Below are 12,685 nucleotides of genomic sequence, written 5' to 3' on the forward strand. Positions count from 1 at the left end.
CGTACCAATCCATAGAAAAAAGCCATAGACTAATGAACCCATCCATGGCTTAAATAATGATTTTAAATAGAAGTGTGTAATCACACGATTATTTTATCAATTAAAGTCGTAGGAAAGAGTACGTTTTCGTTTTATTTGAGTTGTTAAATTGTTAAAAATGGACAGACGTATCCCGTTAACAGCTAAAAACGCAAATTTTGCACGACAATAATATAAGAATTCTATCATTTGTGCGCAAACCATTTGAAAACGTAACATCTTTTCTACACCTCCCTTTCGAACTTAAATTTATTTAAATTATAAAATATTTTAACTTTTAGCACAATACTTATTCTATTTGGTTATACTTAAAACTGTGAGTTATTGTTCGCAATTCATATATAAATATTCATTAGACCTAAAGAAAGAGGAGAAAAAAATGAAAAAAATTTTACCTCATATTTACGTTGAAAACTGTAAAGAAGAACTGGAGTACTACAAACAAATCTTTGGTGGGGAAATTAAAAACACACAAACCGGCGATGGTATGGAAATGTTTAAAGGGCACGAAGGAAAATATATACATGCAGAATTACATATCAATGAAAACTGTGTAATTTATTTTGCAGATGCATTTAGACAATTAACAAAAGGTGACAATGTTTGGACAACACTAGACATGAGTTCTGAAGGTGAAATTAAGTCGATTTATGAAAAGTTATCAAAAGACGGAGAAATTCATATGGAGCTTCAAGACACATTTTGGAATGCTAGATTTGCTGTAGTAAAAGATAAGAACGGATTTACTTGGGAGTTAAATTATTCTAAGTAAATGTAACCCAAAAAATAAAAGCGAAGAACTTAAATTCTTCGCTTTTCTTATTTCTTAAATCTGAGTTAAAATAATTGGTTCACCTTTTGTTACAACAATTGTATGTTCACATTGGGCAACTAAACTCTTATCTGGCGTCACAAAAGTCCAGCCATCTCCTGACTCGATAATGTGGTCTGCATTTGCAGAGATAAACGGCTCAACTGCTAATACAAGACCGTCCTTTAATAAGGCTTTATCCATTGGATCGAAATAACTTAAAATATGTTGTGGGCTTTCGTGAAGGCTTTTTCCAATTCCGTGGCCTGTTAGATTTTCAATGACATTTAAACCATTTTTACTTGCTTCATTATATACTGCTCTTCCAATTTGGTTTTGTTTTGAACCTGCTTTTGTTTTTTTCATTGCAGCCCAAAATGCATCTTCTGCAACTTTACAAAGCTTCTCTTTTAATAAATCACCTTTCCCAACTACGAAAGAGATTCCAGTGTCTGCGTAGTATCCATCTAATGCTGCTGACACGTCGACATTAACTAAATCACCATCTTGAAGTACTCTGTCTCCTGGAATTCCATGGGCTACTTCTTCATTAACACTAATACAAGTTGTGCCAGGAAAATCATACTCTTTTTGTGGGGCTGAAGTTGCACCATGCTCCTCTAAAACTTGTCTACCGATTTCATCTAATTCTTTAGTTGTCATTCCAACAACAGCTCTTGCTTTCATTTCCTCTCTCGCTAACGCAACGATACGACCGATCTTTCTTAAAGCTTCTAATTCTTGTTCATTATTGATAATCATTTTATTGCTCCTGATTCTATTTAATAATTTGACTTTCTTATATTATGCCATAATATTACTATGTTATAGTCTTTTAAGCACTTATACAAGACAAAAAAGGGCAGGATTAAATGCGGGGGTTTAGGAGACGAGTACGATTTTAAGAGACTAAAGCACTTAGTAATCCCCATAATCTCTATAAAAATTAACTAACATACTTACCCTTGAAATGTATAAGGAACAGATGATTCTAATAATTTTTCGATTCCCGACTTATGATAGGGCATTAATTGATTTGCCGTTTGGAGATCCATCCATTTAATTTGTAGGATTTCCTCTTCTTGTGAAATGACTAGATTTCCACCTATTATTTTTGCACTAAATGTAATTAAAATTGCATGATGCCCTCTTTCAGGAAAAAAAGCTTCGTTAATTGCGACTATATTTCCTACTTCCACTTCTAATCCAGTTTCCTCATACGCCTCTCGTACTGCTGCTTGTTTTAGCGTTTCATTTTCTTCGACAGCACCGCCAGGTAAGGTCCAAACTTCATTTTCATTTTGTACCATTAAAACACTTTTATTTAAATCATCATAAATAAGCGTATAAACTACATTAACCTTTTTCATTTTGCCACCTCTACTAGATCCTTAATATGATTCGTATCATTTAGAAAACGGATCAATCTACCTCTTTCATTAATCTCTAATAAGTGAATACCTGTATCTCCAGTAAAAAATCCAAAGTCTGTATGAATCGGCATTTTTAAAAATGAATGGATTAAATTATGTATAACACCACCGTGAGCTACAATTGCAATTCGATTAAAATTAGTTGAACTTGCTAAAATTCTCGAAAAAATCATTTCCATTCTCATTCGAAATTCGATTGCAGACTCCCCATTTTCTACTCTTTCATGAGGATGCTCAGGCATAGGGATCTTTTTTGCTTCTTCAAATGATACTCCTGCTAGAACACCATTATTATGTTCCATTAAATCGTCTTCAAATTTTATTTCGCATCCTGTATTTTCTGAAAGTATTGTTGCAGTTTCTATCGCTCTTTTTAGAGTGCTCGACCAGATTAATTCTGGTGCAAATTCATTTTTTACTCTTTCAGCCATTTTTTGAACTTGTTTAATCCCTAAATCAGTTAAAGAAAAATCTGCTCTACCTTCATGTACATTTAATAGATCTGCCTCAGATTGACCATGACGAATTAATAAAATTTCCATAATATCCATCCTCTCTTAATAAACACTTTTTTGAGACACGGAATGCCATTATAACATTAATATTCAAACTTTTCAGTAAACAAATGAAAATGTGTTCTAAAATATTAAAATTTATCTAAAAAGGAGGCGAAACTATGGTAGGTAAGTTTGTATGCTTTATTTTATTAATTCCTGTATACGCTATTTTGTTATGGTCCTTTTTTGATACAAGGGAAAGTATATTATGGGGTAGACGGTGGATGTATAAAGAAGAACCCGAACTTTCTGATGGATATATTCTTTACACAAAAGTATTGATTGGTATTTTCACGGTGATTGTTACAATAATGGCTCTTGTTTTCTTTTTTTTAATTAAAAAATAAGCGTTCTTTTTATAAAAAAAAAACGCTTCATGTTTTGAATTAAATAAAAGACTGAACAATCTTACCTTTTCCACCACTTACTTCTACTTCTGCAAATGCTCCGTTAATTAAAGTAATTTGAGGTGGTACATGCCCGCAATCAATATCATAAATAATCGGGATTGCTAATTCTTCATTTAACTCATTATATACATCTTCTATTGTATAGTTATCGACAGTTTGATTTGACGCACTACGTCCAAATAATATCCCTGAGCAATTTTCAAACCATCCGGCTAATTTCATCTGCACTAAGGATCTTCTTAAATCTGTTGTATTCATTTCACAATTCTCAAAATACCAGATAATTGGTTCTTCTCCAATATATTTACCTCTAAATAAACGCACATCACCATAAGGTGTTCCGACAAGATGTCTAATCACATCAATACACCCACCAAGCAATCTTCCTTGAATTTTCTCATCTTTTTTCGAAGTAGTTTTCCAATTTGTTTTTTCGGATAAATGAAATACATATGGAGTTGGATTTTCATGCTGCCATTTTACTTGGAACAATTCTGATGAAGTTTGAGTGATGGAGCCACCGGATTTAGTTGCTAATACCTTCTGCCACATAGCCGTTGTCTCGTCGGAGTATTCTCCTCTTAAATCGATTAAATTCGTACCGTGTGCACTAGCAATGCCTGTTATTAAAGTAAATGCTAATAAAATAATACTCGTATCAGAATATCCTAAAATCCATTTATCTTTATAGCTTTCAAATGTTAATTGATCAAGAATCTCGATTGCAAGCTCTCCACCCCACGGCGGAAAAATTAAATCTATTTTCTCATCATCCATCATTACATTTAATTCATTTGCACGTTTGTTAGCATTCGCTGATTTTGCTTTGTCCTGTGTCCAAACAACATCTCCACATTCCACTTTAAATCCGTCTTCTTCCATGCGGTGAATCGACTGCTTCAACAATTCGTGGAACTGCTCTTTTAAGCCAGATGATGGTGCGGTCACTCCGATCGTTGCACCACTTTTAAAAACTGGATACTTAATCATTTTATCACCCATTTTCTTTTAATTGATTCTAATTGAATGCGAAAGGATATACAACCAAAATTTCTAAATCCTGGATTTTTCATAATTCCTACCCGTTTTTCATTCTATTTTCATAAAACTTGTTTACATTTTATTTAAATCCAGTAAGGAGGATTATGAAATGGAAATGATTGAACAAAAGCAAACAAATAAGACAACAAGTGCACCAATACAAAATATATTTAAAAAAGTCCCAGAAGTAACAATCTTTTTCTGGCTTACTAAATTAGTAACGACTGGTATGGGCGAAGTTTTTTCCGATTATATCGTAAAAACTTTAACGCCAGTAATAGGTGTTGCAGTAGCTTTAATCGTCCTAATTCTGTCTTTGTACTTACAATTTAAAGTCCGTAAATATGTACCTAGTATTTATTGGTTAGTTGTTGTAATGATTAGTGTATTTGGTACAGTAGCTGCAGACGTGGTACACGTTGGTCTTGGCGTTCCATACGTAATATCAACCGTGTTTTTTGCCGTCTCGTTGGCAATTATTTTTATGATTTGGTATAAGATGGAGAAAACTCTTTCGATCCACAGTATATACACACGACGCCGTGAGATTTTATATTGGTCGGTTGTTATGGGAACTTTCGCTTTAGGAACTGCTGCTGGCGATATGACGGCATCAACAATGCATTTAGGTTATTTTACATCAGGTCTACTGTTCGCAGTGTTATTAGCAATACCAGTAATTGGTAGAAAATTCTTCAAGCTAAATGAAATTTTCTCATTTTGGTTTGCTTACATTATGACTAGACCTGTTGGAGCGTCATTTTCTGACTGGAGTTCTGTATCTCAAAAGCACGGTGGACTTGGATTCGGTGGTGGGCCAGTAAGCCTAGTATTATCGATTATCATCATTATCCTAGTTGGATATCTTTCTTTTTCAAAGAAAGATGTACAAAATGAGGATGATTTCGCCCAATCTACAATCGCTTAATAACATATTAAAGAAAAGAGCTGATGTTGAAATTTTGTCATCAGCTCTTTTCGAATTTTATTTTTATATTAAATTGTGTATCGCAATCAACACTAATATTATTCCACTAATAATGGAACTAAACTGTCCAAGTGACCATCCACCAATTTTTACATTGGCAACTTTTTTTCCTAAAAGAACTCCTAACCAAATGGCCAAAAAGCTAAAAATACTAGCAGCTATAGATATTGCAAATGGTGAAAGTCCGATTAAACCAACACCTAAGCCATTCGTAAGTGCATTCATTGAAACAGCAGTCCCGAGTATGATTGCTTCAAAACTACTTATGTCTCCTGAATGGTCAACATCGGCTTTTTCCGGTGAACTTAAATAATTTGTAACGATATTTGAAACTGGTTCGTCATCTTCATTTACTATAGTCTTTTTATCTTTTCTCGGAAAAGTAAGTAGAACAATTCTAAGTCCAATCACCAGTAAAAAAAATGCACCGATTACATTAGACAGTGTTCCTGGGAACACTTTTGATAAATATTTTCCTGCAACAATACCTGCTTCACTAAAAATAAACGCTATGATTGAAATAATTAAATTCGCTAATAAACCAACCTTTATACCTCGAATTCCATATGTTATTCCTACTCCAAAATTATCAATACTAGATGAAAAGGCAAGAAATAAAACAGTGATCCAAATTGAATAATGCATAGTTTATGCTCCTTACTTCATCTTTTTCCGACAAAAGTTATTTGCCTAGCTTTTTATAACCTATGTAGAATTTATGATTAGTCAACTTGTTCAAAGTTTAAAAATTTACTAATAAAAAGATTATGAGTGTTAAGACTTTTTAATGAACCTTATACAAAAGCTATTAAACAAAAAGAGGTAAATGAGCTTTTACTCATTTACCTCTTTTTTTCTATATACCGATTTAGATGTTAATATACTTAGTTCATATAATAAAATTAATGGAATCGAGACTGAAATATGTGAAATAAAGTCTGGTGGTGAAATACAACACGCCACGATTACTAAGATAAAATATGCATATTTTCTCACTTTCTGTAAGTAACTAGGCTTTACAATGCCGATCTTTGTTAAAAACATAATTACGACTGGCATATCAAAAAATGCAGCAAATGGAACGACTAGATTAAATAGAAAAGAGAAATACTTATCAACTGTGTAGTTTTGTTCAAGCATACCTTGTCCCATTATAGTTAGGAATCTAAGGATATTAGGAAAAACAAAATAATAACCAATAACTAATCCAAAAACAAACAGAAAAAATAACGCGGGTATATAAAATCCTATCCCTTTTTGTTCAGAAGGATGTAAACCCGGTTTAACAAATAACCAAGTTTGCCAAGTTGCAACCGGGATCGTAAAAACGGCCGCAAAAACTGCAGATATCGAAAAATATACCCATAATATGTCCCCAGGACTTAGTACGACTAGTTTATATGTTAAATCCCTTGTTAAGAATTTATAAATTGGTTCAACATAAACGAGTCCAATTATAAATAGAACAATAAAAGTAACTGCTGTAATGATTATTCTTTTACGCAGTTCCTCAAGATGATCGACTACTTCCATTTCTTTATTCATATGAATTCTCCGCTTTGTCATTTACTAGAATAATTGTAATAAATACTTTTTGATCCCACTATTGATTATTTCAAACAAATACAATTAGTTCAAATTAAAATTTTTTAATAATAATCATGTTATAAAAATAGATGAACGAATGACTGTAAATAAGTTAGCTAGAAAAATTAGCTATACAAAAAATCACTAATAAAAAAATAAGTGTAATGTATTTATTTTCACTTATTTTTTTATTAGTGATATTAACCCAAAGTCACAAGTTAACTATCCTTACCTAAAGGAACGACTAGTGGTGTATTAGCTATTGGATCTTCTATTATTATGCACTTTAAACCGAAGACTTCTTCGACTAGTTTTGCAGTGATAATCTCCCGAGGATCTCCTTGTGCAATAACTTGGCCATCTTTCATAGCGATAATATTATCTGCATATCTCGCAGCATGATTCAAATCATGTAAAACAGCAACTAATGTATTCCCTTGTTGATTAAGATCTTTAAATAACTCTAACAACTCAATTTGATGAGCAATATCAAGGTAAGTTGTTGGTTCATCAAGAAGGAGCATTGGTGTTTGTTGGGCAAGTACCATCGCGACCCAAACTCTTTGTCTTTGTCCACCAGAAAGCTCATCAACGTATCGATGTGACAAATCACTCGTATTTGTAAGCTCCATCGCAGACATCACTGCTGCTTCATCTTCATCAGTCCATTGTCTTATAAGACTCTGATATGGGTATCGGCCATGTGCGACCAAATTCGCTACCGTTATACCGTCTGGAGCAGTTGAAGATTGTGGTAACAAACCTAGTTTACGAGCTACTTCCTTTGACTTATAAGATGTAATCGCTTTTCCATCTAGTAAAATTTGCCCTTCAGATGGCTTTAACAAATTTGAAAGTGTTCGGAGTAAGGTTGATTTCCCACATCCATTTGGACCAACAATTACTGTAAATGATCCGTCTGGAATTTGTACTGAAAGGTTTCTGGATATTACCCGATTATCGTATTTGATTGTAATGTTTTCTGTCCAAAGCCTAGACTCTGTTTGAATCGTCTTTTGGCTTTGAATTTCTGACGCTGTTAACTTCATAATTCATTTTCAACTTCTTTCAATCAGAATATCGTAATACATGAAACCCCTTTTGCGAGAATGTTCCTACTAAACCTTGTACATTTTTATTTCGTTTAAGCTGCTGATCGTGCTTGACGAAATAATAGCCAAACTAAGTATATTCCACCTAATGATAAAGTTACTACACCTACCGGAAAAATTGTTCCTGGAATTACTCTTTGCGCAAGAACATCCGCTCCTAGTAAAAGAAACGCTCCCATCATCGCTGCTGGTAAAATACTCTCTTCTGATTTGGTGATACGTTTAGCTATTTGTGGTGCAACAAGCGCTACAAAACTAACTGGCCCTACTACCGCTGTTGGAGCAGCCGTCAATGCAACTGCAATAAGAATCAGTAAGATTTGGGATCGTTCAATTGGAACACCATGAGATTTTGCAGCATCCATGCCGAACTCCATTTCGCGCAATGGTCTGTTCATAATCCCAGCACATATAATGAGAATAATGACAGCAATTGCTGGAGGGACTACTTGTTTCCAATCTATTCCATTCAATGATCCAACTCCCCAAGCCGCTGCAGTTAACCCAACCTCTGCATCACTTTTAATAAGCAGCATCGAATTGATGCTTCCTAAAATCGCCGAAACTGCTATGCCGACGATAATTAGGCGAAAGTTCTGCGTTCCTTTTCGAAAAGCAAGCAAATAAATAAGGAGAGCCGTTGTGAATCCGCCAATCAAAGCCCCACCGGCTATACTAATATAGGAAGTCGACTTAGCGACAAGTAGCACTATAAGTGCTCCAGTATAAGAGCCTGAGGTAAAACCAATGATATCAGGAGACCCTAATGGGTTCCGAGTAATTGATTGAAAAATCATGCCACTTATTGCTAAACCTGCTCCAAAAACAATCGCAGCCACCACCCGTGGTAAACGCCATTCGACTACGACAGTTCTCGTCATCCCTGTCGCTTGGCCAATTAAAGCAGAAAAAACTTCGTGAACACTCAATTTCAGTGTACCTACCATTAATGCAAACATTGCAATTGCAATCGTGGCTATAAGAAGGATTGCCGTAACAATCATGCTCCTCACATCAATTCGCGCCTTTACAGGCCATTTCAGTTGTAGATAGTGCCTACCATAATTAATGGGGCGCATAATATTCACTCCTTCTTACATTCAAACCTATGCCACAAATCATTTTCATTTTATAATCCACTCGCTTTACGTCTACGAACAAGAATCAGTAGAATCGGTGCTCCAACTAGTCCTGTTATGATTCCTACTGGAACTTCTGAAGGTAACAATACAACTCTACCAATAATATCTGAAAGGATGAGTATGATCGGTGCTACCACTATTGAGTATAGAAAAATCCAGAATTGGTCTGGACCGACAAACCATCGTACACAATGCGGGACCATTAAACCTATAAAACCAATTGGTCCAGCTATCGCAGTAGCCCCGCCAGCTAATAGCGTGATTGCAATCAAACCTATTGCTCGAGTTACACCAACATTTACTCCTAAAGAGGAGGCACGATCATCTCCGAAGGCAATCGCGTTTAATGCAGGAGTAATGACAAAAGCTAATAATGCACCAACGATTAAAATGGGTAGAACAAGCCAAAGGTCATCAAGACTTCTCCTAGCTAATGTCCCAACACTCCAGTTTAACATTCGTGCAAATGCCTTACTATTTATTAATGTTAATGATGTAGTAATCCCACTCAAAGTGGCACCAAGTGCTACTCCAGCAAGTGTAATTTGTACAGGTGTAGGAGCCTTTTTACCAGCTCCTCCACTTATAACATACACAGCAATTGTCGCTATTAATGCACCAGCAAGTGCAAACCACATATAGGCAGACATCGATGTAACAGAAAATACACCAACCCCTATCGCAACTGCGAAGGCTGCCCCAGCATTTACACCAAGAATTCCAGGGTCTGCTAGAGGATTCCTAGTCAGTACCTGGATTAATGCTCCAGCTAGTCCAAATGCGGGACCAACAATTAGTGCAATAACTGTTCGTGGTATCCTTGTATTTTGAATGATCGTGTGGTCATAGCTATTGTTTGGTGAAAACAACGCATCCCATACTACCCCAAAAGGAATTGATTTAGCACCGATCATTAAACTCATGAACACTACGCCTACTAAAAGTAATAGTGCTACGATGAAGCCCAAAAATCGTTGCAACCTCATTGAAGTAATTGTCTTTGCATTATTCCCAACTACTTGAGTCGTTTTGTTTTTTGGTTGCTTCATCGTTGTCACTGTATTACTCCCCGCCTTCTAATGCTTTTTTAAACTGTGGTGGTAAATTATCAATTGCCCATAATAATGCAGGAACCGTTCCTGTTGAGAATGCGTTTGATGAATTTGTATCAAGAATAATTGATCTTCCGTCAGCTACAGAAGGAATCTTCTGATAAAGTTTATTATTTGCTATCTCTTTTGGATCAACAAAAATAGGTAAAACAATCGTAAGATCAGCATTTAATAGATCTAACTTTTCGTCAGCAACTTTAATAAAGTAGTTACCCTTAGCTAATTTTTCAATCTCTTCCTTGTTTTTGAATCCAAGTCGCGTTACAAAATCAACACGAGAATCACCTTTTACGTATGCACCAAACCCTGAAGAATCATAAGCACCAACTGCAACCGTTTTACCTGCAAATTCAGGATTTGCCTTAGCCGCTTTATCAAATGCCACATCTACATCCTTAAGTAATTGTTCACCTTTATCAACTTTACCAAGTGCTTGTGCAATCATTCGCACCTGATCTGTAGTATTCGTTAAATAATTATCTCCACCCTTAGGAACTCCAACCGTTGGTGCGATCTCTGAAAGGCGTTTATATCGTTCTTCATCACCTGAAGATTTTACATCAAGAATTAAATCTGGTTTAAGAGAAGCAATTTTCTCATAATCAAGTTCCATTGTTCCAAGAATAGTTGGTGATTTTTTATATGCACCTTTTAACCAAGGTCCTACACCGTCACCACCAAAAGCAAGCCAGTCACTCGCACCAATTGGTTCAACTCCAAGACTTAGTGCCGTCTCTGCATCTCCCCAACCTAGAGCAACAACACGTTTTGGATGCCCTTTGATCTCCACTTTTCCGAATTTAGTATCAACTGTGACAGCGGATTCATTTGAAGACTTTTTATCTGACTTTTTACTTGAATCTGATGAACAGCCAACTAGACCAATCAATAAAAATAAAGACATAAAAATCCCAAGTAATTTGGGCATTTTGATATTGCTAATCATTTCGTTCTCTCCTTAATTAACATTGAAGTTGATAATCATTTTCAATCATTAATTATACTAAAGAGACTTTTATTGTCAATATATTTTCGTCATTGTTACAGAACTTTCAGAATTATCCACTTGTCAACTTTAATCATTTAGTTAAGTGCCACCATTCTAATCTTCCATTTATTTACAACGCCTATGTATTTTGCTTTAACTTTTCATTCCATCTCATTATATTATAATAACATTTTTCAACATAAAAGAATCAAATTTTACTAAAAAGGCTCCCCGATTATCTAAAGAAGAAACACTATTTAATTCAGTGTTAAGTAAATAATTAAGAAGCGTTCAGTAAAAACCCAATACAAAAAAAGTCAGTAGCTTGTCGGCCACTGACTTTTCAAAACGATCGAATACCCCTTAATATCTTTACTTTCCTTGTTTAAGCTTAATGTAGTTTTCTTGCAGCTGTTCTAAACGCAATTTACCTTGTTCACGTTGAATTTTATTTTCTTCTTCAATCGCTTTTGTTTCTTGCATACCCTTCATGATGATATTCCAAGTTTCTTCCATCGTTTCAATCTTAATGCTAGGAGAACCTGATAATCTAGCAATATCAACACTTTGCTGTGAAATTGTATTGGCATTACGTAATAATAATTCGTTTGTTCTCTTATCTAATTCATTCATTGATTGCGCTACTAAGTTTTGTCTCTTAGCTGCTATTGCATTAATTAATGCAGTTTTAAAAATTGGAATTGTTGTTACAAATGCTGAGTTAATTTTACCAATTAGTTTAGTATTACCACGTTGTAATAAGCGAATTTGCGGAGCTGATTGATAAGCAACTTGTTTTGCCATTTCTAAATCGTAAGTTCGTTGTTCAAGTAACTCGATTGCATTCTTTAAGGAATCTAACTCCATCATAGCAAGTTGATTACCTGATCCAGCTCTTTCAGTTAAAGCAGGCAGCTGTGTTTTTAACTCTTCTGCTTTCATTTCTGCAGCTACAATATATTTTTCTAACTCCATATAATATGTTACATTTTGCTCGTATAGTTGTTCTAATGTATTTGTAGATGTTTTCATTTCGTGTTCATACTTTGTAATTTCTACATAGACTTTATCAATTTCAGTACCCATTGATTGATATTTATCAAATAATTTATCAATTAACTTTTGACCGCGATTAAAAATTTTTGAAAAAAGCCCTTTTTCTTCTGCAAAATCTTTCGCATCAAAGCGGTCCATAATTTTCCCTAATTGTTTCAATAGAACGCTAGATTCTTCCATACTAGAAGCTTTAATTGTATTTAATATTTTACCTGAGAAGGTTGAAATTTCAGTTGCTGGCTCTTTCCCATACTCCAATAAAGCTATTTGATTTTTATGGTCTATTGAACTTGCTAAACGGTGTACTTCAGGTTCATTTCTTAATTGTAATTTCATATCATTTGCATTCGCTTGTAAAATTTCATCTTGCTTTTCTAAACTAGTAAGTGTATTTATAGACATTTTAAGT

The 12,685-nt window shown here is 34.6% G+C and carries 15 protein-coding genes; 3 read left to right on the forward strand and 12 right to left on the reverse strand.

Annotated elements, in window-relative coordinates:
• Positions 1-96: 96 nt before the first annotated feature.
• Positions 97-258, reverse strand: coding sequence for an RAxF-45 family protein (locus tag AN960_RS25020; protein WP_335410186.1), 162 nt, complete (start codon positions 256-258; stop codon positions 97-99).
• Between the two features lie 160 nt (positions 259-418).
• On the opposite strand from AN960_RS25020, the gene AN960_RS07100 reads away from it, so the two are divergent.
• On the forward strand, positions 419-811 hold the full coding sequence (locus tag AN960_RS07100) for a VOC family protein (protein ID WP_056468851.1): 393 nt from the start codon (positions 419-421) through the stop codon (positions 809-811).
• Positions 812-865: 54 nt separating this feature from the next.
• Here AN960_RS07100 and map read toward each other — a convergent pair whose 3' ends face one another.
• From map to AN960_RS07115, 3 genes are all read right to left on the reverse strand, one after another.
• Positions 866-1,612 carry a type I methionyl aminopeptidase gene (map, locus tag AN960_RS07105; protein ID WP_056468854.1) on the reverse strand — a complete coding sequence of 249 codons (747 nt, stop codon included), beginning with the start codon at positions 1,610-1,612 and terminating at the stop codon, positions 866-868.
• Between the two features lie 197 nt (positions 1,613-1,809).
• On the reverse strand, positions 1,810-2,220 hold the full coding sequence (locus AN960_RS07110) for an NUDIX hydrolase (protein WP_056468857.1): 411 nt from the start codon (positions 2,218-2,220) through the stop codon (positions 1,810-1,812).
• Positions 2,217-2,825 (reverse strand): histidine phosphatase family protein, encoded by a 609-nt coding sequence (locus AN960_RS07115; RefSeq protein WP_056468859.1) that lies wholly within the window; start codon positions 2,823-2,825, stop codon positions 2,217-2,219. The genes AN960_RS07110 and AN960_RS07115 overlap by 4 nt, the downstream gene beginning before the upstream one ends.
• Positions 2,826-2,959: 134 nt before the next feature.
• Between AN960_RS07115 and AN960_RS07120 the strand changes: the two genes are divergently transcribed.
• Positions 2,960-3,187: a DUF6199 family natural product biosynthesis protein gene (locus tag AN960_RS07120; protein ID WP_056468863.1), complete on the forward strand. Its 228-nt coding sequence runs from the start codon at positions 2,960-2,962 to the stop codon at positions 3,185-3,187.
• 39 nt (positions 3,188-3,226) lie between these two features.
• On the opposite strand, the gene AN960_RS07125 is transcribed toward AN960_RS07120, so the two are convergent.
• Complete coding sequence (locus tag AN960_RS07125; RefSeq protein ID WP_056468866.1) at positions 3,227-4,240, reverse strand: S66 family peptidase; 1,014 nt, start codon at positions 4,238-4,240, stop codon at positions 3,227-3,229.
• A 160-nt stretch (positions 4,241-4,400) separates the two neighbouring features.
• Here AN960_RS07125 and AN960_RS07130 point away from each other — a divergent pair, with 160 nt between their 5' ends.
• Positions 4,401-5,219 (forward strand): COG4705 family protein, encoded by an 819-nt coding sequence (locus AN960_RS07130; protein ID WP_286131627.1) that lies wholly within the window; start codon positions 4,401-4,403, stop codon positions 5,217-5,219.
• Between the two features lie 63 nt (positions 5,220-5,282).
• Here the strand turns inward: AN960_RS07130 and ytaF are convergent, their stop codons facing one another.
• The 7 genes from ytaF to AN960_RS07165 form a co-directional block, all read right to left on the reverse strand.
• The gene (gene ytaF / locus AN960_RS07135) at positions 5,283-5,924 is read right to left on the reverse strand and encodes a sporulation membrane protein YtaF (protein WP_056468870.1); all 642 of its coding nucleotides are present in this window, start codon (positions 5,922-5,924) and stop codon (positions 5,283-5,285) included.
• Positions 5,925-6,113: 189 nt separating this feature from the next.
• Positions 6,114-6,824 carry a twin-arginine translocase subunit TatC gene (tatC, locus tag AN960_RS07140; RefSeq protein WP_286131628.1) on the reverse strand — a complete coding sequence of 237 codons (711 nt, stop codon included), beginning with the start codon at positions 6,822-6,824 and terminating at the stop codon, positions 6,114-6,116.
• Between the two features lie 260 nt (positions 6,825-7,084).
• Positions 7,085-7,915: an ABC transporter ATP-binding protein gene (locus tag AN960_RS07145; RefSeq protein ID WP_056468877.1), complete on the reverse strand. Its 831-nt coding sequence runs from the start codon at positions 7,913-7,915 to the stop codon at positions 7,085-7,087.
• A 95-nt stretch (positions 7,916-8,010) separates the two neighbouring features.
• Positions 8,011-9,057 (reverse strand): FecCD family ABC transporter permease, encoded by a 1,047-nt coding sequence (locus tag AN960_RS07150; RefSeq protein WP_056468879.1) that lies wholly within the window; start codon positions 9,055-9,057, stop codon positions 8,011-8,013.
• 50 nt (positions 9,058-9,107) lie between these two features.
• Positions 9,108-10,169 (reverse strand): FecCD family ABC transporter permease, encoded by a 1,062-nt coding sequence (locus AN960_RS07155; RefSeq protein ID WP_056469051.1) that lies wholly within the window; start codon positions 10,167-10,169, stop codon positions 9,108-9,110.
• A 13-nt stretch (positions 10,170-10,182) separates the two neighbouring features.
• A complete protein-coding gene (locus AN960_RS07160) occupies positions 10,183-11,178 on the reverse strand; it encodes an iron-siderophore ABC transporter substrate-binding protein (protein WP_056468882.1) in 996 nt (331 codons plus the stop codon).
• Between the two features lie 414 nt (positions 11,179-11,592).
• Positions 11,593-12,678, reverse strand: a complete 1,086-nt coding sequence (locus AN960_RS07165) for a toxic anion resistance protein (protein ID WP_056468885.1) — start codon at positions 12,676-12,678, stop codon at positions 11,593-11,595.
• Positions 12,679-12,685 lie beyond the last annotated feature (7 nt).

The sequence above is a fragment of the Bacillus sp. FJAT-25509 genome, assembly GCF_001420605.1.
Classification (GTDB): Bacteria; Bacillota; Bacilli; order Bacillales; family Bacillaceae_G; genus Gottfriedia.